The sequence below is a fragment of the Mesorhizobium sp. CNPSo 4688 genome, from assembly GCF_057784295.1.
Map to the genome: position 1 here is coordinate 61616 of NZ_JBWLUY010000007.1, position 25113 is coordinate 86728.

The following is a 25113-nucleotide window of genomic DNA, read 5'->3' on the forward strand; positions in this document are numbered from 1 at the left end:
CCGCTCCTTTGCCCGGAGGCGGAGCCGGGCCAATCGAAACCGATCAAAAGGTCGGATGCAGCTAAGCGGAGGCGGAAAGGTATGCACTCTACCACGAGATGACTCTCGGTTGTGTCGGCCAAGCTTTTGGTGGCCGGATTTCCGGGATCTCGTCCTCCGGCCGATCTTCCACAGCAGGCCCTCAAGCCTCGCATGGCCTGACCAACTTATTTTGTAGAAGCGCTACGGGTCGATCAGGTGCAGGGCTAGGTAGCATTGTCCGATCGTCTAGGATTTCCGACACTTCGGTAGCAGGACTCGTTTGCATCAATCAGTGGACGCGCAGCTCCGCCAACTGACATGAGAGGCCCGGCCACGATGCGGTGCCGTCGAGTCCATCATTTCAGCCAGATTGTTTCACGGGGACGGGCAGCAACTCCGCTAGCCCGGCCCCGATGGCCACGTTTGGACCATATTATCTGCGGGCTTCAGACCCGGTGCTTGAGGCACCTGGGGACTTGCGACTTGCCGCAAGCTGAATGACAGCGATCGTCGCAACGCAAAGCCCGATAACAACGTGCGTCCACATCGGTCCCTGCGCCGATCCGAATCCGAGCAGGAATGGAGCAACCACTGCCCAGCACCCCAAGGTGAGATTGGACCATTCGGTCCAGGCTCCGTAGCGACAGAGCGCCACAGCAGAACAGCATACGATCAGCGTGCCGACGATCCCCGCGTTCCAAGCCGCAAGGGGTAACCCGGCGAACATGAAGGCAGCGCAGGCCAGGCATGCGCCGAGAATGAGGTTGGTCCATTCCAACCCCTTGCTTGGTGCTTCACTTGGCATCTTCTTCTCCTTTGAGTTCATAATTGGCCTGATCATTTCGAATTACTTAATTCGAGGCAGGTTGGAGAAGAATGGAGCAACCCGATGCACTAAACTATTCTACGCAGGCATCTGTTGGGCGATGCAAAGGGCTAGGGCAGTTGGTCACAGGGATTGCACGCACGCGCCGAGGCATAGGAATGCGCATTCACTCGAGAGAACAGCGCGCTGCGTTCGACAGCGATGGTGTCGCGATTGTCATACGTGATGCCGCCGGGAGCCGATCTAGCCGCGGGAGCGCGCATTGCGACAATCTGGATGTGGAGTGGCCGTTTCACCGGCCACTGCCGGAGCGAGGTCAAACAGGCATGGGGCGCGCGGCGGCACGAAGCGACAAATCGTATGGCGGCATCAATGGTCGCCTGATGCGCGTACCAATATTGCTCGTCATCGGGCAAATCTTTAGGGCGTCGTGCGCGATGGCCGACCAGGACGTTCAAGGATACCGAGCAGAAGTAGCGAACTTAACCGGCCTGAACGGGCCGAAATCATCCGACAGGATTCTCCAAGCCGTGTCTCTCTTGGCGACCTCCCAACACATCTGCGAGCAGAAGTAGTAGTGGTACGGTCGCCGGTGAAAAGAAGAGTCGCAGTGGATGCAGTTCATTGGATGCCTCCAAGATATTTGTGCCAAGCTGTATCGCACCATCGCATGCGGCCTACTGCCTGGACTTGCCTCCCCCAACATTCATCGTGCGACGAGCGCACGCTGGTCCTTGGCCCCGCATATAGTGGAGTTCGGGCTTGTAGCGGGGTGCGATGAATTCGCGGACCGCCGATGCGAACTGCGTCACTGCTGACGTCGCCATCTCGGTCCAGGATAAGAAAGCTTGCGCGGCAAGGGATGTGCAGCGCGACAGCACTCCGATGAGATACATTGGCTGCTCCATGGGGTTGCGCCTTTGCTGACAGAATGCGCCGACGTGCCCCGCGAACCAATCGTGCAACAGTATCTAGGATGCGATGCCATAGTGTTGCCAGGATGCACCCAATGGATGGCGGTCCTGACCAAAGCACGCTTCGGACCGATTACTAAGTGTGTGAAGACTCCCTTGGGAAGGTATGCTCAACTCGATACGGCCTGGCCGGATGGAGATTATCTCGGCTGAGTGCTTTCAGCGACCTGACTCGGTTCGCAAGAACTTTGCTGAGCAACGCCCACGTTCCAACAATCTATCCTTAGGGATAGGGTACCCTCTGCCCGGGTCTCATAGACTGCTAACTACGGGCTGTCGTATGGTGCAACCAGGTAGTGTATTGTCTGGCTGATAGTGTCGCTGTCGAGCGACGAAGAAACACCTCTACGGCATCGACGGGTGCTGAGTTGAACAAGGGCCTGAGACGCCCTCTTCGGCTAAGGATTTGAGTGCATATGGCTTGCCGCAGTCCCTCGCCAAAAGACCAGGCCAACGGGGACAATTGATGCAAACGTCCTACTCTCGCCCGGCCATACAATCTTCCAGGCTCAGCTTTGGCCTCCGCATGCTGGGACTCGCGCTCGGTTTGCTGCTTTGGGTGGCGCCAGCGTTCGCACAGGACGTATTGCGCATTCCGTATGTGGCCGATATCGGCACATTCGATCCGGACAACGGGTTTGAGACCGGCGCGATGAGCGCGATCAACAACGTCTACGAAGGTCTTGTCGAATACCAGCCGGGGTCGACCAGGATCGTAGGTCGGCTCGCCCGGAGTTGGGACATCTCGGATGACGGGCTGACTTACACATTCCACCTGGTCCAAGGCGTCAAGTTCCACGACGGCACGCCGTTCAATGCGCCAGCAGTCATAAAGTCGTTCGAAAGGCGCCGCGATCGTGGGTTGAGCCTGAGCTACTTCCTGGCCAACGTAAAGGACATGAGGGCGCCCGACGATTCGACGGTCGTGCTCACGCTGGGCCATGCGCAGCCTTCGCTCCTCGATGCCCTCTCCAGTGCATGGGGGCCTAAGGTCATCAGTCCCGCAGCCCTCGCCGAGCATGACAACGGCGACTCCGCGAAGACCTGGCTCAACGAGCATGCGGTCGGTACTGGCCCATTCAAACTGGCTGAATTCAAACGCGGTCAGCGCTATGTGCTCGAACGCAACGACGACTACTGGGGTGACAAACCGTTCTTCCGGCAGATCCAGATTTCGGTCGTGCCCGATATCAGCCAGCAGATACTTCAATTGCAGGCGGGTGCGATCGATGCCGTGCCGCTCAACTATCCGTTCGCACAACTCACCAGCCTGCCAGGGGGTCTGGAGATCACCGCGGCCCCGAGCATGATCCCCTACGATCTCTTTGTTAAGCCGAACTCGCCGCTCGACGACGTGGAGGTCCGCAAGGCCGTTTTGACTGCGATCAACCCATCTCTGTGGATCAAAGACGCCTTTGGAGAGTTCGCAAGCGTGTCAAAGTCGGTCTATCCGAACGTGATGCTCGACCCAGCGAATCCGATCCGGTTTCCGACCGACTTCGAGGCCGCGAAAGCCGCGATAGCCAAACATGGTGCGGTCAACTTGGTCATTGGCCTCCATAGTGCCGCCCCGAGCTACAGCCGCATCGCCGACCTGATGATAGCGCAACTGGCGTCGATCGGCGTAAAGGCAACGGCTTACGTGCTGCCTTCCGGCGCTGCCTACACCTTGAAAGACGACCCAAACCCGCCCGATTTGCTGCTCACGATCGCAGGCCCGGATGCCGCACATCCGGAGAGCCAGGCCAAGGTCTTCTTCACCAAAGGCGGCCCCCTTAACTTTTTTGGCCGGGTCGTGCCGGAAGCCGATGCGATTGTAGATCAGGCCGGGAAGCTGACCGACGTCAAAGAACGCGACGCTCTCTACGAGAGAGCGGGCCAGATGTATTTCGATGCCGGCGTCGCGATCCCGCTAGTCGACGTCAACGATGTGGTTGTCCACGCGAAGGGTCTGAAGGACCTTGGCCTCCGTCCCGTGTACCCACCCGGCAACATCGACTTCAGCACGGTTCGCTGGGGACACTGAACTCCGGACGTCCGGTTCGCGCCGGAAGCAGGTCAGGCTCGCACCGCAAATGATCAAGCTTTCGCACCAAATGTCCAAACCTGTGACCGAGTCCGTTCTCGCCGTCAAAGACCTGTCGGTCTTCCTCAGCCGCGAAGGCCGTCCTTCCCGCGTCCTCGATGGCATCAGCTTCGACATGTTTCCCGGCGAGATCATCGCGCTGGTCGGGGAAAGCGGTTCTGGCAAGACAAGCATCGGGCTGACACTTCAGGGGCTCCTGCCGCGCGAATACCGGCCGCAGGTTGAGGGCTCGATCCGGCTTTCTGGGATCGAGCTTGTCGGCGCGGGAAGGCGCACCTGGCAGTTGACCCGCCGCCAACTCGTCCGTGCTATCTCGCAAGATCCGATGGGCGCACTCAACCCCACGATGACGATCCGCCGCCAGATGCGAGAATCCAATGGTGGGGCCGAGGGATCGATCGAAGACTGGCTCAGCAGAACCGGCGTTCCTGACCCGGACCGTATCGCCGACGCGCTTCCGCACCGCCTGTCGGGAGGGCAGCGTCAACGCGTGCTGATCGCCATGGCAATGATGGCAAGACCGAAGGTGCTCATCGCCGATGAACCGACCACCGCGCTCGATGTCACCATGCAAGTGCAGATCCTCGACCTGTTGCGCGATCTGGCCCGCGAGCAGCAGACGGCAATTCTGTTCATCACGCACGATCTGGCTGTGGCGGCCTCTCTGGCAGATCGCGTCCTGGTTCTCTACGCCGGACGCATCGTTGAAATGGGCCGCATACACGACGTGGCCCGCAATGCCGCGCACCCCTATTCCGCTGGCCTGCTCGCTGCTCGATATGATCTGGATTCTGATCGACGCCGCCCGCTTCCCACGCTTCCCTCCGAGCGCACGCCCTCCATAAATACAGAGAGCGCCTGCGCCTACGCGACGCGATGCCCGATCGCCCAGCCAGATTGCACGGCGATCCGCCCACCGCTGGCGCCTGCTTCCGTCCACGATGGCGCGGTCGCCTGCCTTTACCAGGACCAAACCCCATCGCTCTCAACGCAGCGTGCTGGCGCTGAACCATGGCCGGCCCAGGCGATCCAGCAAACCGCAGCCTTGAGGTTGTCCAATGTCGGAAAAACATTTCCGACAGGCCCTCGATCGTTTTGGGGACGTCGTCAACCGCGCGCCGCGCTCAGGTCGGTCAACCTCTCGATCAAGCTTGGCGAGTGCGTGGCGTTGGTCGGAGAGAGTGGCGCGGGCAAATCTACCCTTCTAAGGATTGCTGCCGGGCTCGTTGCACCCGACAGCGGCACTGTTACGCGCTCCGACAAGCATTCTCCGCAAGTGGTGTTCCAAGACCCTGTGGCGGCGCTGACGCCATGGCTCACGATCGGCGAGCAGATCGGCGAGCGCCTGAGGACCATTTCGCTGGACAGTGACTACAGCCGCCGTCGCGTGGGTGAGGCAATAAAGCTGGTCGGACTCGATCCGGTCCTGATGGACGCGCTGCCGGGCGAGTTGTCGGTCGGGCAGTGCCAGCGCGCCGTTTTGGCTCGCGCGGTTATCGTCCCCCCAAGGCTTCTGCTCTGCGATGAGCCGATCAGCGCCATGGATGTGTCGCTGGCGGCCACCACATTGAACCTTCTTAGCGACCTTCGGCGGCGGCTCGGCATGGCGATGCTGTTCGTAACCCACGATCTGGCGGCCGCCAGGATCGTCGCCGACCGTGTTGCGGTGCTGAAGGACGGCGAGTTGGTCGAGGTTGCCGATCCAGATGCCATCATAGCGGCACCACAGTCCGCTTATACGCTCTCCCTCATCGCCGCGATGCCGAGCCTGCAGGCAGGAGGAGCACGATGACCGGTAGGCCGAGCCGGGACACTATGCCGGCGCGACCTCGGTTCAACTGGCGCGATTTCTTTCGGCGTGCCGGTTGGCTTGAAAGCATCGGCATTGTCGGAGTGCCTGTCGTGACCGCCGTAGCCGTGCTGGCGCCCTGGATCACGCCGTTCGATCCACAACTGCGCGTCGCCGGGGCCTACCTGCCGCCTTCGGCTGGACATTGGTTCGGCACTGACGAGATCGGCCGCGACCTGTTCTCGCGTGTCATCCTCGGCGTTCAATATACGTGGCTGCCAGCGCTTGCGGTAATTGGCTTCAGTCTCGCGGTGGGCTCCCTGGTCGGACTGATTTCGGGGCTGATTGGGGGCAAGGTCGATCTAGTCATCGAGCGGATCATCGACTTGTTCATTGTCCTTCCATCGACGCTGATCGCGCTAGGTGTCGTGGCTTCGGTTGGTCCCGGGCTCGTCAACACAATGATCGCGCTCGCCATCTTCTGGTGGCCCTGGTACGCGCGCATATCCCGTGATGAAATTCGTCGCCTGAAGGCCCGTCCCCATGTCGAGGCAGCGCGTATCGCCGGGGTCCGCGGCCCGCGCCTTCTGTTGCGTTACTTGTTGCCGGGTGTGGTCCCGGCCCTCCTTATCGGGGCGTCACTGGATGTCGCCAACATCATCATGACGATGTCACTGATGTCGTTCCTTGGCCTTGGACTGCCCGCACCGGCGCCTGAACTCGGAGCAATGACGTCACGCACCCTCGACAGTCTCACCGTGTATTGGTGGCTGCCGATCTTGCCGGCAGCGATCATCTTTCTCCTGTGCCTCCTCGCCAACCTTGCAGGCGACGGCATTCGCGCCGCGCTGAGGGGGACCTAGATGCTGGTATATCTCACCAAGAGCATCGTTGGTGCCGTCGTCGTTCTTCTCGTGATGAGCTTTATCGTTTTCGGGCTCCAAAGCATTATACCCGCCGATCCAGCGCGGGCCATCGCCGGGCCAAGCGCGCCGCCAGAAACCGTCGAAGCAATGCGCAAGCAGCTCGGACTGGACGACCCGGCCGTCGTTCAATACGGGCGCTTTCTATTGCGCCTCGCGCATGGGGATCTGGGAACGTCGGTAAGAACCCGGCGGCCGGTGTCTGACGACATACGGCAATATCTTCCCGCCACCCTTGAACTTGGACTGGCGTCCATCGGCTTGGGAGTGGCACTCGCCGGCGTCATGGCAGCACTGCAGTTCCTGATTCCGAGATCGGCCGGCATAAGGCTCGCTATGGTGGGGGTGGGCTCCACGCCAATCTTTCTGTCGGCCTTACTTCTCGCCTACTTTTTCTGGTTCCGGCTCGATTGGTTTCCCGGAGCGGGGCGGCTTGCCTACCGAGACTTCGCAGGCCCTACGGGATTCAATATCATTGATGGCATACTGACCGGCCGCCCCGAAGTCAGCGCAGACGCGCTGCTGCATTTGATCTTGCCGGCGCTTGCACTGGCGTTGCCCATCGGCGTCGCGGTCGGGCGAAGCCTGAACGGTGCGCTTCACGACGTTATGAGCCAGGCATATATTCGGACAGCACGCGGCAAAGGTCTCAGCGAGACAAAGGTGCTGTTGCACCACGGTTTACGCAATGCTGCCACGGCCCCACTATCCATGCTCGGCCTACAGGTCCGGCTTCTCTTCGGCAACTTGCTTATTGCCGAGCGCGTCTTCGGATGGCCTGGACTGGGTCTTTACACGGTCCAGGCTTTCGCCAGCGCCGATCTCCCGGCAGTACTCGGCGTCGCTATGGTCTTCGGAATCCTGTACATCCTGGTCAACACGCTCATCGAGATCGGCCAGTCGATAGCCGATACCCGGATCAGCCTCTGAAAGCGCCCACTCCGGCGCCAACTGTAGCGGCGTTGGGCGGCGTGACCGAGTTGGCAGGGCTGATGGGAAGGCTGAAGGTTATCGATGCCCCCCCTGTCTCGACTTTTTCGGCCCAAAGCCGTCCGCAGTGTGCCTCGACAATCGATCGGCAGATTGCCAGGCCCATCCCCATTCCATCCGGCTTCGTTGTGTAAAACGCCTCGAAAATAAGGTCAGGATTGCTAAGCCCGCGGCCGCGATCTCGCACTTCGACCTCGACCGTGCCGTCGTTCTGACGCCGCGACTCGATACGCAGGCCTCGCGCGTTAGTGGCCACGTCCTGCATCGCTTCGATGGCGTTGCGGACAAGGTTGAGGACGACCTGTTCCATCTGAACGCGATCGGCAGGCACCTCAGGAAGCTGGGGATCCAGGAGAAGGTCCAGCTTAACGCTGCTCGATGCAAGCCTGTCACCCAGCAGATCACACACCTCGCGGATCACGGCGTTCAGGTCGATCGCGCGCGGTTCGCCTTCGGTCTTGCTGAACAGCGCCCGGATGCGGCTGATCACCTGCGCCGCCGCGTCAGCGTTCTTGATGATTTTTTGGGCAACCCGGCTGGCGTGATCGAAGTTTGGCGGATCCGCGTCCAGCCATCTCTGGAACGCGCCGGCATTGGACACGACCGCCTGCAGTGGCTGATTGAGCTCGTGCGCAATGGACACCGACAGTTCAGACAGGCTGGCGGCGCGCAAGGCGCGCGCGAGCCTTTCGTCCGCCAGACGAAGGGATTCCTGAGCGCGGACCTCGTCGTCGATGTCGAAATTGACCCCGTACCAGCGAAGGATGGTGCCGTCTTCGTCGCGGAGCGGTTCGAAGCGTGAATCGATCCAGCGATATGCGCCATCCTTCCGGCACAGCCTACCTTTGTGCTGGAGCGGCTCTCCACGGGCAAAGGACTTCTGGAACACGGCCTTTACGGCCGCACGGTCATCTGGGTGGAACAACTCCACATGCGTAGCGAATTGGCGCGTGCCACGCGGTTCCACCTTGGTCGAGTCGACACCCGCCCAATCGACGAACCGTTTGTTGAAATAGTACGGTAATCCAGCCGGCGTCATGAGCCAGATCATGGTTGGAACGGTATCGACCAAAAGCCTGAGCTCCCTTTCGCTCTGGCGCAGCGCGGCTTCCGCCTTGCGCCGGTCGTCGATGTCCTCGGTATGGCCATGCCAACCGATAATTCGCCCACGCTCATCGCGCGAGGCAACACCCGTATCGCGAAACCATCGATAGGTGCCATCGAACCGGCGCAAACGCAGCTCTTCGATCATCGGCTCGCCCGTCTCCAGGCTGTGGCGCCATTGCGCCATGCTCGTATCGAGATCGTCGGGATGGACAAATCTCAGCCACCAGGAAAAGTCGTCGGCATCCATGATCTCGCGCATTTCTTCGGCGGTGACACCAACGTATTCGAGGGCCGCAGCATTGGGGAACCGAAGGCGTCCGTCCGGATTGGCGGACCAGCCGAGGCCCGGAATATCAGCGATATTAGGTCCAGCTCCCTGGTAGTCAAAAAAGCTCATCCTTCTGAATATGTTCACCACCAGCCAAAGGCCAAACGCGGCGGCAACAAACGCCACCAACTTGAGCGCGCCATTCTCGGCCCCATATGCCGGCAGGACCGCCGCAGAAAGCAGACTGCCTGCGGCAATCGCCACCAATCCCATCCTCCATCCCACGCATATGCACACAACCGCAATTGCAACCAGCAGGCCGGAAGGCTCACCGGTAAACAATGAAAACAAGACTGTCGCAACGCCGATCGCCGCAGCCACGGCGCGGCGTTGTGTCATTGACGTCAGCTCCATTTCAGGCCCTCTCGAAACTGCCTATGCGGCGGTTTCGGCAACCACAGTCCGGCCGACCACTGCGCCTCGCTTTGCACATATCGTCCCTAGAGCGAGAGCCGCACCTCGAGTGGCGTCCGGCGCATCTCGGTCGGCAGAGACTGCCAAGCATTCAAGAGATGCGTAAGGGACCTGGCATTCATCTTCTTCATCATGTTGCTCCGATGGAGCTTCACGGTGATTTCGCTGATGCCAAGATCGAATGCGATCTGCTTGTTCATCGCCTCGGAGACCACAAACCTAAGCACCTCACGTTCGCGGGGCGTAAGCGTCTCGTAAAGCGCCATGGTCTTGCGTGATACGGTCGCCGCTGCTCTTCGGGCAACATCAGCAGCGACGGCTGCCGATATTGCGTCGAGGAAGGTCTGGTCGCGTACAGGTTTGGTTAGGAAGTCGACCGCTCCCGCTTTCATCGCCTGCACACTCATGGCGATGTCGCCGTGGCCTGTCAGGAATACAACCGGCGTCTGTATGCCCTTTGTCAGGAGGAGATGCTGAAGATCGAGGCCGCTCAGACCCGGCATACGCACATCGAGAACCAGGCAGGCCGGGCGATCGGGAAGCTCTGCATCCAGCACTTCCTGTGTCGAAGAGAACGATATGGACTCGATGCCGACCGAATTAAGCAACTCCTCAAGGGAGTCGCGGACCTCTGTGTCGTCGTCGACGAGAATCGCCACAGGGCTGCCTTCGCTTCCTGAAAATCCTCCGGGTGCTGAATCTAGCACGCCCATGATCCTCGCCTCAGGGAGATCTGCTGGATACGAAACTGGCTGCGTTTAGATTGTATATTATCAACCGGGCGTCCGCCGCACGTCAACCAATGACCTGCGCTTGATGCCTGCCGTTGGGAATCGATTGAGTGACAGGTAGTCCCGTACATGCCCCACCAGCGTCTGACGAGCCGTCCGAAACTACTTAGCGGAATTAGGATCGGCAGCGCTACTACTCCAAGGTGCGATCGAGCAGAGAGGTTTCGATGCCCAACCTATACTTCGGTATGGGTCCACATAGCCCACGGAAAGCCGCGCTGTGACCGGCGCCTCTGCCTGCCCCCCAACAGAAGGGCGATCCCGAAGGCGAGCGGCCTGACAATCAGCACAAACATCGCAGTCAGGTTCCGAGACGTCGTGCCGGTGTCAGGTTCCTGGTGCTCCAACCTCGCTAGTTCTGACCAGAAGTACTCGGTGCTCCGGGTCTGGCCGTCTGCAGCATAATCAGGATTGCGAGGACCGCGCGCTGCCTGCACGGCAGCCAAGCGTCTCGTCCATGATACGGCGGATGATGAACGCGCAGCGGCCGCATTTGGGGCTGCAGCCAAGGCAGCCATAAATCTGGCCGGCAGAGTGCGGCCGCCCCGCCTTGACGGCGGAACGGACATCCTGATCAGTCAACACATTGCATGAACAGATTATCATGGCGCGATGGTTCTCCACGGCGATCGTATCGCGGCGCGTTGGGGCTTAACCCAACGAGCGCTCAGTAATCCCACCAGGCGGGTACCCAACGGAATAGGTTGCCGACGGCCGCCACGCGGCCGACGGACGGGAACGGCATGTGCGTGGAGACCAGCCACGCGCCGGTCTCCGTCAGCTCTCGCATCAGATGGAGCCGAACGCGGGTCGCCTCCTCGGGGTCGTGTTCGAAACCGTTGTGCCATTCGGGGTGGTCAAAGGAGACCGGGAAAATCGCGTCGCCGGCGAACATCAGCCGGTCACCGCCGGACGTCATGCGGACCACGCTGTGCCCGGGGGTGTGCCCGCCAGTGCGTTGGACCGCCACCCCGGGCGCCACCTCGTGCTCATCCTCGAACGGCCGCAGCTGGCCGTGGTACTCGTTCAGGAAGTGCTTGGCAGTCCGGCGAGCCACGTCCGAGAGCATCGGCCCCATTGCGGTGCGGGAGAAATCAGGCGACTCCCAGAACTTGGCCTCGGCCGCTGCCACGTGAATGCGCAGATCCGGACGCAGTTGCTCCTTCACCCCATCAATGAGCAGGCCACCGACGTGATCAAAATGCATGTGAGTCAGCACCACATCGGTCACGGACGCGAGATCGACGCCGGCGGCCGCCAGTCTATGTCCAAACTGCCCGGCCCGCGGGAAGTCAGGGACCTCCCCTCCTATCCCGCTGTCAATAAGGATGGTCTGTTCGCCGCTGCGCACCACGACCGCGTTCAGCGCCCAATCGAACGCGTCCCGCGACAGGAACATGTCATCCAGCCAGGCCTCCCGGACGGCCGGGTCGGCGTTGGTGGCCATTGACTCGGCTGGCGGCGTTACCACGCCATCGCTGATCACCAACACGTCAATATCGCCGACCCGCACGGCATAGCGCGATGGAACCAGCTCGTCGGATTCCGGCCGAATGCCGTCCATTTTCTTGATCACGTTCATTGTTTGTGTTCCTTTCATCATCTTGCTGTTCATGGCTTGTCGTAAGCGTTCCAGGCTGGCGGCAGGAGCTGCCGGCCGGTGACAGAGTTCAGAACGAGAGGTCCTCCGGCCGCTTCACGGGAAGCTTGCCGTGCGGCAGGCCGATGGGCTGGCTGACATCCGGCTGGCGGTCAGTAGTCCCAGACGGCCGGCACGCAACGAAAGGCGTCGCCGTCCACCGCCACATGGCAGAGGGATGGGAACGGCAGATGGGTGGCCACCAGCGGTTCACGGTTCGCCGCGAGCTCCCGCATAAGACTGACGCGGACGCGGGCCGCCTCCTCGGGGTCGTGTTCGAAGCCATTGTGCCACTCGGGATGGTCGAACCCGACCTGGAATACGAGGTCACCAGCGAACGTCAGCCGGTCGCCGGCGGACGCCAGGCGGACCACGCTGTGCCCCGGGGTGTGGCCGCCAGTGCGACGGACGACCACGCCCGGCGCCACCTCGTACTCGTCCTCGAACGTACGCAGCTGGCTGCGGTAGTCCTGCACGAACAGCTTGGCTGCACGCCGAAGCGCGTCTGGAAACCCCTCCGGCATGGAGACGCGAGAGAAATCGGGCGAATCCCAAAAGCTGAGTTCCGCGGCCGCCACGTGGATCCGCAGGTCCGGACGCAGCCGCTCCTTCACTCCATCGATGAGCAACCCGCCAATGTGGTCCATGTGCATGTGAGTGAGCACCACATCAGTCACCGATGCGAGATCGATGCCGGCGGCCTCCAGTCGATGAAGCAACTGCCCAGCCCGCGGCAAATGCAAGTCCGGGTCAGCCCCTAGCCCAGCATCGACCAGAATAGTCTGGCCGCCGCTGCGCACCACGACCACGTTCAGCGGCCACTCGAGCATTTCCGGCGACAGGAACTCGTCCTCCAGCCAGGCTGACCGGACGGCCGGGTCGACGTTGTATGCCATAGTCTGGGATGGAATTGGCAGTATCCCATCGCTGACAATCAACACTTCGATCTCGCCAACCTTGAGTGCGTAGCGCGACGGAACCAGCTCGTCAGGACCCGGACGGCCGGCGTGTGAAATGTTGTCCATACTCGTGTTTGTGTCCATGTTCGTCTCCTTCTGATCGCCTTACCCACAGCCGTATTGGCCACCTCCGCCGTTGGCGCCGTGGATGGCACATGCCTCCATGGACGGCCACTCGGCGTCTGCTGAGGAGATTGCGCCGCAGCAGCCTGCGCGACCATCGAACGGAAGCGTCGGTCATGCCATGCGAAGGTCTATGGCAGCCCCCTCGCGAGCTTGGGTAACCCCGCGCAAACATCAGGTGTCCAGCCAACGGCGGCAGTGCCTGCCTGTCGGTGGCACACCAGCGGCTGGGGCATTCTCTTCCGAGGTATTAGCCGCCAACGGCCTTGATGCAGTCGACTGCGCGCGCCCCCCTCAACATAGTTATCCGCAGCGCTCTGATCGGCGCGCGTTCGATCGAGCAAATGAGGAACACGGGCATATCTTGCCAAGCAGAACGACGGAGAGACCAATGTCCAAAACCATCATGCTGATCCATGGCGCCTGGCTGAACGCCCATTGTTGGGAAGGCTTCATGGCCCGTTACGAAGCCCAGGGTTACACGGTCATCGCCCCGCCCTGGCCGCTCGATGACCGATCTCCAACCGAGCTGCGCGCGTCCCCGAACCCCGCTCTCGCCCAGGTCGGCATCAACGAGCTCATCAATCACTACGACCGGCTCATCCGTGCGCTGCCCGAGCCGCCAATCCTGATCGGGCACTCGTTTGGCGGCACCGTCACGCAGCATCTGCTTGACCGGGGGCTCGGCGCCGCCGGCGTCGCCATCGACCCGGCGCCGACCTCCGGCGTGCTGGTCGGGTGGCAAACCATCAAGTCGACCTTCCCAGTATTCTTTTCCTGGGGAAGCTGGCGACGCGTCATGACCATGTCGCGGAAATTCTTCAGCACGCGTTTCGCACAGACCGTGCCGGCGGGTCAGGTCAATACCATGTACGACCGCTACATCGTCCCCACACCGGGGAAGATCTACTGGGACGGTCTGGTCTCGGCCGCAGGGAAGATCCGCTGGGACAATCCCAACCGCGCACCTCTGTTGCTTATCGGCGGTGGTATTGACCTCATTACCCAGGCCAAAATGACCAAAGCCATGTTCGAGAAGCAGAAGCAGGCGCCGTCGAAGACCGAACTCAAGATCTATCCCAATCGCTCGCACTGGACCTGTATTCAGCCCGGTTGGGAGGAGGTCGCAGACTTCGCCCTCGATTGGACTGCGAAGAATGCCCGCGTGCCCAATGTCCGCTCGCTGAAGGCCGCCTAGCCGTCCTGAAGGTCGGCAGGTTTTAATTGGGTAATTAGCGGCACGGACGTCATCAATATCGCCTCGCGCCCGCGCCTTGGATGAACTACACCTGACATGCCTCACTCTACGTGACGCTACGCGGCCCAGCGACGGGTGCGGTGCCGACGGGGAGACGGCTATCCCCAAGCTTCGATCTTTGGAACATGTCCAGTCGGCCACTTCGCTCAGTGCGCGCCAACGCCTTCTAGATGGCCGGGCTTCTTCAGGAGCAGAGTGGCCGCGAGCGCGATCACCAAACCAATCCCAAGCAGGAAAAAGGTATCGCTGAAGGCCATGATGAAGGCCTGCTGTCGCACTCTCAGTGCAATAGCGATCACCGCCTTGTGCGCGGCGAGTGCGTGGTCGCTAACACCATCCGACAGGAAGTAGGCAGTGAGCCTGTCGATGCGGGAACGCGTTGCTTCTTCAAACAATGAGACCGACTGCACCAACACATTCGAATGGTACTGCTCGCGCTTTGTGAGGAAGGTCTGCAGCAGTGCGATGCCGACGGCGCCACCCAGGTTGCGGGTCATGTTGAACAAGGCCGATGCCGAGCCGGCGTTTTCCTTCTCGATGCCTGCCGTGGCAATCGCTGAGAGCGGCGCGAAAACCAGCGCCTGGCCAATGGCGCGCACGATGTTCGGCCAGAACAATTGGTCACTGGCATAGCTGGCGGTCATGCCCACATTCATGAAATTCGAGGCGGCGAACAGTGCAAAACCTATCGCAACCACGAGGCGCACGTCGAAGCGCTGCATCAGGCGTGGAACCAGTGGTATCAGCAGGAGTTGCGGCAGGCCGGTCCATGCCAGCACCATGCCGATCTGCTCAGCATTGTAACCTTGGATGCGCGCGAGATAGACAGGCAGAATGAAGACAGAGCCGTAGAGCGCTGTCCCCAGCAGGAAATTGGCCAGAACGCCGAAGCCGAAATTGCGACGCGCGAGCAGCCTCAGATTGAGCAACGGATGCCTCGAGGTGAATTCGATCCAGACGAATAGCGAGAGCGACACAGCGGCGACGATCGCCAGCCGCAGGATGAAAGGCGACCCGAACCAATCGTCTTGGTTGCCTTCCTCGAGCACAGTCTGCAGCGCGGCGAGCCCGACGGCCATGGTAACGATTCCGGTCCAGTCGCCCTTGCTGAGCAAGGCGAGCTGCATTGGCTGGCGGTCAAGTGAGAACCACAGCATGCCGATCATCAGCGCGCCGGGCACCAGGTTGACGTAGAAGATGTACTGCCAGCCCCAATTCTCGGTGAGATAGCCGCCGATTGTCGGGCCGATCGCTGGCGCGAAGGTTGCCGACATTGCGAACAGCGCCAGTCCTATCGGCTGCTTGGCCTTGGGCAGCAGTGTGATGACGAGGGTGAAGGCCATCGGGATGAGCACTCCGCCAGTGAAACCCTGAATGGCTCTCAAGACGATCATCTGCCCGAGACTGGCGGCGAAAGCACAAGCCACTGAAAAGACGAGAAACAACAGTGCGTTGGTGATGAGGTAGTTGCGCAGCGAGAAGACCTGCGACAGCCACCCTGTCAGCGGGATTACGACGATCTCCGCGATGAGATAGGCGGTGGAGATCCAGCCGCCATCGTCGATGCCGGCTCCGATGGCGCCCTGGATGTCGGCCAGAGAGGCATTGACGATCTGAATGTTGAGCACGGCCATGAAAGCGCCGAGGGTGGAGCCGACCACCGCAACCCATACCCGGGGCGAGGCGGCGGCGCCAGCGGCCTCTGTCCGCACGGTTCGAGTCGGAATTGGGATGGACGACACGATGCTTGTCATGGCTGCTATTCCTCGCGTGCAGTTAGACGAGCTGGAATGCCCGCGAACTTCCTACTCGGCACGCTCCAACGCGGCCTCGGCGCTCCAATCGAGGGAGACCGCAGCGGCCTGTACAGGCCCGCCCTTCGCGGCAAGCACGGTTGCCTTGGTGTCGATGGTCGGCTCGACCGACATGCCGACCCTCAGCAGGCCGCCGAGCTCACGGTCGTCGATCGCTATTTTCACCGGGATGCGCTGCACGATCTTGGTGAAATTGCCGGTCGCATTGTCGGGCGGCAGCAGGGCAAACTCGAGACCGCTTGCCGGCGACAGGCTGTCGACGTGGCCCTCAAGCTCGACGCCAGGAAAGCCGTCGACGGCAACACTCACCGGTTGGCCGTCGCGAACATAGGTGAGCTGGGTCTCCTTGAAGTTGGCGACGACATAAACGGCACTCGGCACCACTGCCATCAACTGCGTGCCGGCCCCGACATACTGGCCAACCCTGAGCGTGCGCGCGCCGATGGTACCGTCGACCGGCGCAGTGATGGTCGTATAGGAAAGGTTGAGCCTGGCCTGCTCGCCCGCGGCCTCAGCACGGTCCACCTGCGCAAGCGCCTTGTCGCGTTCGGTGGCCAAGACATCAATCCTGACCTCGGCAGCAACGACTGAAGCCTGGTCGCGCGCCAGCCCGGCGGCGAGCTGGTCCGCCCCGGCGCGGCTGGCCTCTGCCTTCTGGGCGGTGCCAGTGCCACTCCTTGCCAAAGTCGCGTAACGGTCGGCGTCGGTCATGGCGAACCTCAGCGAGGCCTGCGTTGCAGCGACCGTTGCCTTCGCCTGCTCGATTAGCGCCTGCTGCAACACGATCTGTGCATCGAGATTGCGGACAGTTGCCCCGGCGGCCCGCATGTCGGCTTCGGCCTGGTCGAGCGCGGCGCGGAAATCGCGGTCGTCGATGCGTGCCAGCACCTGTCCCACGGTGATCTTCTGGTTGTCGCGGACCAGCACCTCGGCGATGTAACCTGAGACCTTCGGTGCGACCGTCGTTGAATCAGCTTTCAGATAGGCGTCGTCGGTCGATTCCAGATATTGGCCTGTCGTCCAGTAGTGATGGCCGTAATAGGCGCCTGCAGCGACCCCTGCCAAAAGGCCAACGACTGCAAGGATACGCTTGAAGCTCCTGCGCCCCGGCGGCGCTACGATTTCGTTTGAGGTCACGGGCGCCAGGAGCGGCAAGGGAGCTGCAATTGGAGATCGAAGGTCGCTGCTCGCTGCAGCGCTAGAAATAGCTCCAGGATCGACAAGGTGCTTCGTCATTGCCGATGCTCGTCGTTCAGTTTTCGCGATGCGCATCTTGCGTCGACCATCCCTCCGCAACCCCCGCACTCAGACTTCGGGCAAGGCATGTGTTGGAGCTCCGGCTGGTAGCTTGGATGCAAGGACGTGCTCAAACGGTCGCCCGAGTTGCGCGACGTGAGATCAAGCTCACCCGTCGCAATTTCCTCTCGGCTTGCATCCCTCAGTGCGGCTGGAGCGCGGTGATCGCCGGTCAGCGCGCCGAGTTGCGTTTGAATCGGGAAAGTCCATCCGGGTGCCTCCCCTGCCATCCGCAGAAATTCCGGCCGCAGTCCATCGCCGCGCTGAGCAGCAGTTCGATGCAATGTTTGCAGCAGAGGTAGCATGAGAGAAACTCCTGTAGATTGGAGGTCATTCGGGCCAGTACCGATGTCTTCCCAAGTGCCAGACATTGGTCATCACCATGTCAGCGACTTCAGCAAGAAGATCGCTTCCGAAAATCGCAGCTGATGACTAAAAAGGCTACGCTACCAAACAGATAGGCCTGCCTATCCTGTCGTATCGTGGATCTAGGAATTGTGGACCGGCTCGGGCTGCCGGCTTGGGACAAGCGATGCGTGAAAGCCCTTGGCTATCAAACATCTATTGCCTGCAGCCAGCGCGCATTTGCTGTTCAGCCAGTCTACCTAAGTGGTTTACTCAGGAAGCATACACCGAGGTATTGAATGCCCGATTTTCCCGATTGCCGAGGTCGCCGACGAGGAGGCAACGGTTGACTCGGGTCTCACGACTTCTCGCCGAACGGCGGTTGTCGCCTGGCCTCGCATCTAGGGCCGGGGCACGAGTAATTTCGTTTGGGACAGCGATCCCGTGGCGCGGCCATCGCATCCCCAGGTCCTTGAGCGAGCTCACTCCGGATGCCCTTCTGGACGGGCGAGGCTCATTCAGTGCCAAGGGCGCCGGCGCAGCAACGCACGTCAGCAAGCGGCAAACTCGCGCTCGCCTCTGTTGGCATAACCGATCAGTTGCCTCAGATCCCGGTTGAATTCTGGCCAGGATTCATTCCTGGTCTTACGTGCCTTAGTGACACCGATATTCTTGATGGAACGAGTTGGAGGCTGTGATGTTGGCGAATGATGGCGAGCACTTGGCCCACCATCATTCAAGCTCGAACGGGAATCGGACCTGGATTGACAGGATCGCGAACCCATTCAGTTGCTCGATTCCGCGGCGATTGCTGGCAACCACAGATCGATCGCAGTGCCATGTCCGAGGGTGCTGATTATCGAGAGGCCGCCACTCAGACTTTCCACAATCCGTCTGACGATCTCGAGGCCAAGGCCGCTTCCGCTCGCCTTTGTCGAGAAATGCATACGACCCGCCATTTTGAGGGTCGCGTCATCCATCCCGGCACCGTTGTCAGAGACGGACAGGCGGATCATCCGTTTTGGCCGAACCGTTTTGCTCGAAGGTGGAAACTCTAAGGCGGCGGCAATGGAGATATCGCCGCCAGCGGGCATCGCATCGCGTGCATTTAGGACGAGATTGAGAAGTGCACGTTCAACGAGCTCTCGGTCGATGAAAGCCAGTGAGAGGCTGCCCGCGAAGTGCAGAGTCAATCTGATGTTTGGCGAGAGGACGTTCGCAAGTACGACTTGGAACTCCTCGAGCAGCTGGCGAACATCCGTCGGCTCCGGCCGTGCCGGTCGCGCGTCCGCAAGTTCGAGAAGTTCCCGAGCAAGGACTTTCGCACGAAAGGCGCAGTAGATCGCAGCATCGATCTTTCCGCGTTCTCTCGACGTACCGGCGCGACGGCGCTGCAAGTCTTCCAGCACGATCACGACGCGAGTGAGCAGGTTGTTGAAATCATGAACGATCGATGACAACAGGCAGGGGTCCATATAGGGAGGAACCGACCCGTCTGGACCGTTGTGACTGAATTTCGAGGACGCATATTCCCGCATGGTTGTCTCCCTGAAGCCGTTCTGAACTGTTCCAACGGCAAGCAAGCAAACAACAGATCAACTTCGGCGCGCTATTATGCCCACGTATGAAACGAGCACGCTTTCGGACACAGCCCCTGACCGGAATCGACAGCAGAGACGTCTATTAGATTGGACGAGGCCATGCACCCTGGACGCAACCGGCAAGGCTACCAAGAGCGGATCGGGCGTTCCTTTGAACGCGGCCTCGCAACACTCCGCGGTCAGCGAGGGAGATTGACCCCGTTGACGCGTTCCGTCACCGGCTGCGAAAGGCATCCGACGGCGCGGCATTCGACGGGTTGGAGCGGTCGGTTTACACTCAATTCGCCGCATGTTGGTGGCTGTCGGCTCAGCCGACGGTTCCAGACTGCATACTATGCGACCTTGGGCGCTGTGTGCCTAATTCGCTCGCCGAGAGCAAATGCCTCGACAATTCGAGTTGACTGTCGTTCCAGATCGAGCGCAAGTCCGTCTCATGAATTGTCGTGAACGTCGGAATAATATAATCGAAATATTTTCGACGATGGTTTCCATTTTCATGACAAAATATTGGAGATGGCGACCTTCGAATGAGTGCCTTATTATTTTCTGACTTCAATTCAACAGATACGGAGCCACTGGCTCGTCGTTCTCTAACGCGAAACGCAACCCCTGCTTCGGGCCAAGTGCCAGGTTCGAATGCTCTGTCGCAGCATGCTTGTGACGAGCATTGGCTACAGGACCTCCTGTTTCGGCATCCCGCTTTGATCGCGGCTGACCGACTTGATGGCGGCTTGAGCGATGTCGTCCCCTTATGCCGGGAACTCGCCATTCCTCGTGCAAGCGGGACAGTGTTCGCGGATATTCTGGGCGTGGCAAGAACCGGCCGACTGGTCATTATTGAGTGCAAGCTTTGGCGTAACCCGCAGGCGCGTCGGGAGGTGTTGGCGCAAATCCTGGAGTATGCCGCGCTGCTGCGACGCTGGAGCTTTGGCGATCTGACTGCAGGGATAAAACGCAAGCTGGCAACCCTCGAGCCGAACCCGATCTTTGCCGCGGCGAAGCTTCGGTGGCCAGAGCTCGAGGAGGCTCCATTTGTTGATGCCGTGACGCGATCGCTAAAGCTGGGTGACTTTCAGCTCATTATCGCCGGAGATGGCATCCGCTCGGATACGCATGCGATTGCCGAGCATCTAAATTCGCAAGGCGCCGGCCTGGCGCAACTGACATTGCTTGAGATCCAGCTTTGGCAGGCGGCATCAGGAGCCATTGTCGTGGTGCCAATGGTGCCAATGCGTACCGAAGTCCTTCAGCAGAGAGTTTTGGTCAACGGCGAAGGCATGCCGCTCCAATTGGAGACCCAAGAGGTAAGCGCTACCCAGGCTGACGAGAGTATGGAGAGCGTTGTCGATCCAGACCGCGTCAACCGGCGAAACATCAACCGCGCGTTCTGGCAGCGCTTCATTGACCAGGTGCAATTCGACCACTCAGACCAACTGCCTCCGCGGCATGGCGGCGACAATTGGGTCAGGATTCCCCTACCCGAGCCAATCGGCTGGATAACTGGCTTTCGTTCGACCGGCACCAGAGCTGAGGTCGGGCTGTTCCTGACCTTTCGTGACGAGGACGGTCAGACCCTTTTTGATGAGTTCCACAACGACATTGCAGAGCTGCGCAGCGAAAGTAGCCTTGACCTGATCGCGAGGTCGAAATCCGCCGCACCGCTCTATGCGGAACTCGGCGTGTTCAGGCCACGCTCGGACTTCGCGGGCGATGACCAGCTACTCGACTGGCTCTGCGATGCCGCAAATCGCTTTGTCTCTCTGATCCGGCCTCGGCTTAGCGTGCTGGCGGAAGCCGCCGAATGACACGGCTTCTCAAGTGGGAACGACTGGCCTTAAAGGGCGACTTCTCGGCGATGCCCATACCGTTCGCCTGGGATCAATCAGGGCGTTTCGCACATTTCCTGAATGGCTACGAGGTCACCGGAGGAATGGACCCTCTTGCCGAACTTTCCAACGCGATGTCAGCGCGAGCCCGCGAGATTGGCAAATGGGACGGCAGCGCGCTCGATCTTTGGCTGTGCCTGTTCTTCCAGCATCGCGCCCATCGTCACACCGCATCGGAAGAAAATGACCCGATCCTCGACGAACTCTGCGAGATGCTGCGTGTGGCGCTGAACCGGCTGACGCCAAACGAGGCCAAAGCATTGAGTCTGCGGCTCAAAAGGGATGCCCTTTAGCTTAGCATTTTCTGAATTAGGTTTCGGCGCCGATACCGCTGCGTGAGCGCATGTATTGATTCGGCCTAGATATAGGCCAACAAAATATTTTGCCGCTCCATAATTGCACAAAATCGGTGATTTGTGAATCCAATCTCAAACCTGACTGATTTCACTCTGTGAATTCCGGGTACAGCCATTTTCGGTGGTTTTTCCGAATCGCTGATCTTGCGATTATTGAGCAAGGCGCGTTGCCAGTTGCCGCGCGCACTACGTTCAGAGGATCAAATGACCACCAACATAACCACAGTTTCGATCGACGCACTCTCCCCATACCGCAACAACGCTCGCACTCACTCCAAAAAACAAATCCGACAAATTGCCGACAGCATCGAAAAATTCGGCTTCACCAATCCGGTCTTGGTCGACGAGAAGAACAACGTCCTTGCCGGACATGGCCGTCTGGCAGCGGCGCGCCTGTTGGGATGGAAGGAGGTGCCAACGCTTTCCATCACCCATCTCAACGAGACACAAAAGCGCGCCTACATCGTTGCCGACAACCGCATCGCCGAGAAGGCAGGCTGGGACAAGCAGATCCTGGCGATCGAGCTGCAGGCGCTAGTCGATCTCGACTTCGATATGAGCCTCACTGGCTTCGACATCCCTGAGGTCGACCTGATCATCAGTGAATTCTCGCCCGACAATCGGGACGATGAAGTCGATGAGGATGAGCCGGGTGTTCCGGAAAAATCAGCAGGGCCAGCTGTAGCGCGGCCTGGCGATCTGTTTCTGCTTGGCGATCATCGATTGCTTTGCGGCAATGCACTTTCGGCAGAGGATTTCGAGGAGCTGATGCAGGGCGAGAAAGCATCCGTCTGCTTTACTGACCCGCCCTACAATGTTCCGATCGGCGGGCACGTCAGTGGTCTTGGCAAGACAAACCACCGGGAATTTGCAATGGCATCCGGCGAGATGTCCGACGACGAGTTCGCAAAATTCCTGGAACAGTCGTTCTCACTGATTGCCGCTTCGAGCAAGCCGGGCGCAATCGCCTTCGTATGCATGGATTGGCGGCACATCGCGGAGACCACTTTGGCAGGCAAACAGACATTCGGCGATCTGCTCAATCTGTGCGTCTGGAACAAGACCAATGCCGGAATGGGCAGCCTCTACCGCTCGCAACACGAACTGGTCCTGGTATTCAAGAACGGCAAGGAGCCGCATCGCAACAATGTCGAACTCGGCAAGCACGGACGTCACCGCAGCAACGTCTGGACCTATCGCGGTGCCAACAGCTTTGGCGCTGCGCGGATGGAAGAGCTTGAGGCGCATCCGACCGTCAAACCTGTCGCTCTGGTTGCCGATGCGCTGCTCGATGTCAGTCGCCGCCGCGAGGTCGTCCTTGATCCCTTTGGCGGCTCGGGAACAACGCTGCTTGCTGCGCATAAGACGGGACGCCGAGCTCGCCTCGTCGAGATCGATGCCCACTATTGCGATCTGATCATCCGCCGCTTCGAAAAGCACACGGGCAAGCAGGCAACCCTCGCCGCCACTGGCGAGACTTTCGAGGAGCTTAGCGAGCAGCGTGGGAGCGCTGAAGCCTCCGGCTCGCCAGCCAAAACAGCACCCGTACTCCCGCATCTTGAAACGGTGGGAGGTGTGCTGTGACTACCCGCAGAAAGAAACCGGATGACTACTCGATCGGCTACGGCAAGCCTCCAGCTGAAACCCGGTTCAAAAAGGGAATGTCAGGCAACCCGAAAGGTCGGCCAAAGGAAAAAAAGAGCATGAAAACCATCATACGCGACACGCTCTTTGGGCCGATCCAGATCCAGCAGAATGGCAAGACGACGACGGTAACTGCCTTTGAGGCCATCCTCCTCAAAATGCGCAACAATGCGCTCTCAGGCGATTTCCGATCGGCGGTGCAAGCCCTTCAACTCGCGTCGCGTTCCATCGAACTTGATGATGCCAACCAGGCTGACAAAGAGGTCAATCCGCTCGATCAAGAGACGATGGTCGCGTTGATGCGGGACTATCTCGATCACAAAGTCTCGCCATCGGACGAGAGCGAAGACGGCGCAACCAGCACGCTGCGTTCTAGCGCCGAGCATGGAGAGGATGTCGAATGAACGTCCCTTTCCCTCGACCAGCAGCACCGTCGAGCACGGCGACACCAATGAGCGCCATTCAGATGCTCTTCGCTGCGGCACGCGATGATCTCGCGGTCTTCGTCGGGCTGGCATTCTCGGCTGTCGAGCCCGGCGGCAAGTATCTATCGAACTGGCACATCCGAGCGATTGCATATCAGCTTGAGCGGGTATCGCAGGGTAAGTGCAAGCGCCTGATCATCACGATGCCGCCGCGATCGTTGAAGTCGGTCACCACGTCAGTGGCGTTTCCTGCATGGCTCCTTGGCCGCGATCCCTCGAAGAAGGTGATCTGCGTCTCGTACGCTCAATCGCTTGCGGTCAAACATGCCAACGACTTTCGCACCGTCGTCGACAGCGCGTGGTACCGCTTGATGTTTCCGTCCTTCAAAGTCAGCGCGCGCAAGAATACCGAGAATGAATTGCAGACGACGCTCGGCGGCAACCGCCTGGCAACCTCCACCGGCGGTCAGCTGACGGGCCGTGGCGGCGACATCATCATTATCGACGACCCTTTGAAGGCCGACGAAGCGCATTCGGAATCGGCTCGCAACAAGTGCGCCGAATGGGTTCGCACGACGCTGATGTCCCGTTTCGACAATCCCGGTGCTGGCGCGGTCGTGCTTGTCATGCAGCGACTTCATGTCGACGACCTGGCAGGCGTCCTTCTGGAGACTGGCGGCTGGGAGCATCTAAACCTGTCGGCGATTGCCGAGGAGGACGAGCGTGTTCACACCGGCGCAACTCGTTGGCACGATCGCAAGATTGGCGACCTGTTGCATCCGGCGCGTCTCGGAACGGTCGAACTCGAAAGGCTCAAGAGAGATCTCGGGTCGCTCACGTTCTCCGCGCAATACCAACAATCCCCTGCCCCGCCGGACGGCAACATGGTCAAGAGGGTGTGGTTTCGCGACTACGATCCACATCAGTTCGATCGTCGGTCGATGACCATCGTTCAAAGTTGGGACACCGCCCTTAAGGGCGACCCCTCCAGCGATTACTCCGTCGGAACGACATGGGCCAAAGACGACAACAACTATTATCTCCTTGACCTCGTCCGCGTCAGAGCAGCGTACCCAGACCTCATCAAGGCCGTCAAAAACTCCCTCATGGAGCACGACCCCGACATCATCCTCATTGAAGATGCGGGCTCCGGCTCTAGCCTCATCGCCGACTTGGAAAGCCAGGACATCAGCACCACGCCCGTGAAAGCCAGAACTGACAAGGAAAGCCGGCTGTCACGCGTTGCCGCCATGATAGAAAACGGCAACGTCAATCTTCCGAAAGACGCGCATTGGAAAGATGACTTCCTGCTCGAAGTGCTCGCGTTTCCTCACGGAAAGCACGACGACCAGGTCGACTCCATGACCCAGGCCCTGATCTGGATGAAAGACGACAAGCCGACGGGTAGGTTCTATTTCGGCACATTTTGAAGCGCTGCTCCTCAATCGAGGGGTTGCACCAAATGTCGGCTTTGCGCCTCATCTCGGTCACTCGAAGCTATTCCGCCGCCACCCGAAA

19 protein-coding genes are annotated in these 25113 nt (G+C 60.1%); 10 read left to right on the top strand and 9 right to left on the bottom strand.

Annotated features, from left to right (window positions below; all coding sequences use genetic code 11):
* Positions 1–454 precede the first annotated feature (454 nt).
* On the bottom strand, positions 455–862 hold the full coding sequence (locus AC04SH_RS14365; RefSeq protein ID WP_488575517.1) for an SPW repeat protein: 408 nt from the start codon (positions 860–862) through the stop codon (positions 455–457).
* A 1485-nt stretch (positions 863–2347) separates the two neighbouring features.
* On the opposite strand from AC04SH_RS14365, the gene AC04SH_RS14370 reads away from it, so the two are divergent.
* From AC04SH_RS14370 to AC04SH_RS14385, 4 genes are all read left to right on the top strand, one after another.
* Positions 2348–3847, top strand: coding sequence for an ABC transporter substrate-binding protein (locus tag AC04SH_RS14370; RefSeq protein WP_488575518.1), 1500 nt, complete (start codon positions 2348–2350; stop codon positions 3845–3847).
* A gap of 49 nt (positions 3848–3896) precedes the next feature.
* A complete protein-coding gene (locus AC04SH_RS14375; protein WP_488575519.1) occupies positions 3897–5699 on the top strand; it encodes an oligopeptide/dipeptide ABC transporter ATP-binding protein in 1803 nt (600 codons plus the stop codon).
* Positions 5700–5809: 110 nt separating this feature from the next.
* A complete protein-coding gene (locus AC04SH_RS14380) occupies positions 5810–6559 on the top strand; it encodes an ABC transporter permease (RefSeq protein WP_488575520.1) in 750 nt (249 codons plus the stop codon).
* Positions 6560–7549, top strand: a complete 990-nt coding sequence (locus AC04SH_RS14385; RefSeq protein ID WP_488575521.1) for an ABC transporter permease — start codon at positions 6560–6562, stop codon at positions 7547–7549.
* Here the strand turns inward: AC04SH_RS14385 and AC04SH_RS14390 are convergent.
* From AC04SH_RS14390 to AC04SH_RS14410, 5 genes are all read right to left on the bottom strand, one after another.
* On the bottom strand, positions 7539–9383 hold the full coding sequence (locus tag AC04SH_RS14390; protein ID WP_488575522.1) for a PAS domain-containing sensor histidine kinase: 1845 nt from the start codon (positions 9381–9383) through the stop codon (positions 7539–7541). The genes AC04SH_RS14385 and AC04SH_RS14390 overlap by 11 nt on opposite strands.
* Positions 9384–9484: 101 nt before the next feature.
* Positions 9485–10171, bottom strand: coding sequence for a response regulator transcription factor (locus tag AC04SH_RS14395; RefSeq protein WP_488575523.1), 687 nt, complete (start codon positions 10169–10171; stop codon positions 9485–9487).
* Between the two features lie 483 nt (positions 10172–10654).
* On the bottom strand, positions 10655–10855 hold the full coding sequence (locus tag AC04SH_RS14400) for a (2Fe-2S)-binding protein (protein ID WP_488575524.1): 201 nt from the start codon (positions 10853–10855) through the stop codon (positions 10655–10657).
* 61 nt (positions 10856–10916) lie between these two features.
* On the bottom strand, positions 10917–11831 hold the full coding sequence (locus tag AC04SH_RS14405) for an MBL fold metallo-hydrolase (RefSeq protein WP_488575525.1): 915 nt from the start codon (positions 11829–11831) through the stop codon (positions 10917–10919).
* 170 nt (positions 11832–12001) lie between these two features.
* Positions 12002–12931 carry an MBL fold metallo-hydrolase gene (locus AC04SH_RS14410; RefSeq protein WP_488575526.1) on the bottom strand — a complete coding sequence of 310 codons (930 nt, stop codon included), beginning with the start codon at positions 12929–12931 and terminating at the stop codon, positions 12002–12004.
* A 430-nt stretch (positions 12932–13361) separates the two neighbouring features.
* On the opposite strand from AC04SH_RS14410, the gene AC04SH_RS14415 reads away from it, so the two are divergent.
* A complete protein-coding gene (locus tag AC04SH_RS14415) occupies positions 13362–14168 on the top strand; it encodes an alpha/beta hydrolase (RefSeq protein WP_488575527.1) in 807 nt (268 codons plus the stop codon).
* Between the two features lie 206 nt (positions 14169–14374).
* On the opposite strand, the gene AC04SH_RS14420 is transcribed toward AC04SH_RS14415, so the two are convergent.
* The 3 genes from AC04SH_RS14420 to AC04SH_RS14430 form a co-directional block, all read right to left on the bottom strand.
* Positions 14375–15982, bottom strand: coding sequence for a DHA2 family efflux MFS transporter permease subunit (locus tag AC04SH_RS14420; RefSeq protein WP_488575528.1), 1608 nt, complete (start codon positions 15980–15982; stop codon positions 14375–14377).
* A gap of 51 nt (positions 15983–16033) precedes the next feature.
* A complete protein-coding gene (locus AC04SH_RS14425; protein WP_488575529.1) occupies positions 16034–17278 on the bottom strand; it encodes an HlyD family secretion protein in 1245 nt (414 codons plus the stop codon).
* 1190 nt (positions 17279–18468) lie between these two features.
* Entirely contained in the window at positions 18469–19221 is a 753-nt protein-coding gene (locus AC04SH_RS14430; protein ID WP_488575530.1) for an ATP-binding protein, read from the bottom strand.
* A gap of 794 nt (positions 19222–20015) precedes the next feature.
* Between AC04SH_RS14430 and AC04SH_RS14435 the strand changes: the two genes are divergently transcribed.
* The 5 genes from AC04SH_RS14435 (at position 20016) to terL (ending at position 25025) form a co-directional block, all read left to right on the top strand.
* Positions 20016–21089: a hypothetical protein gene (locus AC04SH_RS14435; RefSeq protein ID WP_488575531.1), complete on the top strand. Its 1074-nt coding sequence runs from the start codon at positions 20016–20018 to the stop codon at positions 21087–21089.
* Positions 21086–21463, top strand: coding sequence for a hypothetical protein (locus AC04SH_RS14440; RefSeq protein ID WP_488575532.1), 378 nt, complete (start codon positions 21086–21088; stop codon positions 21461–21463). The genes AC04SH_RS14435 and AC04SH_RS14440 overlap by 4 nt, the downstream gene beginning before the upstream one ends.
* A 267-nt stretch (positions 21464–21730) precedes the next feature.
* Positions 21731–23110 (top strand): site-specific DNA-methyltransferase, encoded by a 1380-nt coding sequence (locus tag AC04SH_RS14445; RefSeq protein ID WP_488575533.1) that lies wholly within the window; start codon positions 21731–21733, stop codon positions 23108–23110.
* A complete protein-coding gene (locus tag AC04SH_RS14450) occupies positions 23107–23574 on the top strand; it encodes a DUF5681 domain-containing protein (protein WP_488575534.1) in 468 nt (155 codons plus the stop codon). The genes AC04SH_RS14445 and AC04SH_RS14450 overlap by 4 nt, the downstream gene beginning before the upstream one ends.
* A 47-nt stretch (positions 23575–23621) precedes the next feature.
* On the top strand, positions 23622–25025 hold the full coding sequence (gene terL, locus AC04SH_RS14455) for a phage terminase large subunit (RefSeq protein ID WP_488575535.1): 1404 nt from the start codon (positions 23622–23624) through the stop codon (positions 25023–25025).
* Positions 25026–25113: the final 88 nt, after the last annotated feature.

Bases quoted from the DNA above. Each gene is read 5' to 3' on its own strand.
- AC04SH_RS14430 (WP_488575530.1), bottom strand. From the start codon at position 19,221: ATGCGGGAATATGCGTCCTCGAAATTCAGTCACAACGGTCCAGACGGG.
- AC04SH_RS14425 (WP_488575529.1), bottom strand. From the start codon at position 17,278: ATGACGAAGCACCTTGTCGATCCTGGAGCTATTTCTAGCGCTGCAGCG.
- AC04SH_RS14405 (WP_488575525.1), bottom strand. From the start codon at position 11,831: ATGAACGTGATCAAGAAAATGGACGGCATTCGGCCGGAATCCGACGAG.
- AC04SH_RS14415 (WP_488575527.1), top strand. From the start codon at position 13,362: ATGTCCAAAACCATCATGCTGATCCATGGCGCCTGGCTGAACGCCCAT.
- AC04SH_RS14365 (WP_488575517.1), bottom strand. From the start codon at position 862: ATGATCAGGCCAATTATGAACTCAAAGGAGAAGAAGATGCCAAGTGAA.
- AC04SH_RS14385 (WP_488575521.1), top strand. From the start codon at position 6,560: ATGCTGGTATATCTCACCAAGAGCATCGTTGGTGCCGTCGTCGTTCTT.
- AC04SH_RS14370 (WP_488575518.1), top strand. From the start codon at position 2,348: ATGCTGGGACTCGCGCTCGGTTTGCTGCTTTGGGTGGCGCCAGCGTTC.
- AC04SH_RS14420 (WP_488575528.1), bottom strand. From the start codon at position 15,982: ATGACAAGCATCGTGTCGTCCATCCCAATTCCGACTCGAACCGTGCGG.
- AC04SH_RS14440 (WP_488575532.1), top strand. From the start codon at position 21,086: ATGACACGGCTTCTCAAGTGGGAACGACTGGCCTTAAAGGGCGACTTC.
- terL (WP_488575535.1), top strand. From the start codon at position 23,622: ATGAGCGCCATTCAGATGCTCTTCGCTGCGGCACGCGATGATCTCGCG.
- AC04SH_RS14375 (WP_488575519.1), top strand. From the start codon at position 3,897: ATGATCAAGCTTTCGCACCAAATGTCCAAACCTGTGACCGAGTCCGTT.
- AC04SH_RS14400 (WP_488575524.1), bottom strand. From the start codon at position 10,855: ATGATAATCTGTTCATGCAATGTGTTGACTGATCAGGATGTCCGTTCC.
- AC04SH_RS14410 (WP_488575526.1), bottom strand. From the start codon at position 12,931: ATGGACACAAACACGAGTATGGACAACATTTCACACGCCGGCCGTCCG.
- AC04SH_RS14395 (WP_488575523.1), bottom strand. From the start codon at position 10,171: ATGGGCGTGCTAGATTCAGCACCCGGAGGATTTTCAGGAAGCGAAGGC.
- AC04SH_RS14390 (WP_488575522.1), bottom strand. From the start codon at position 9,383: ATGACACAACGCCGCGCCGTGGCTGCGGCGATCGGCGTTGCGACAGTC.
- AC04SH_RS14445 (WP_488575533.1), top strand. From the start codon at position 21,731: ATGACCACCAACATAACCACAGTTTCGATCGACGCACTCTCCCCATAC.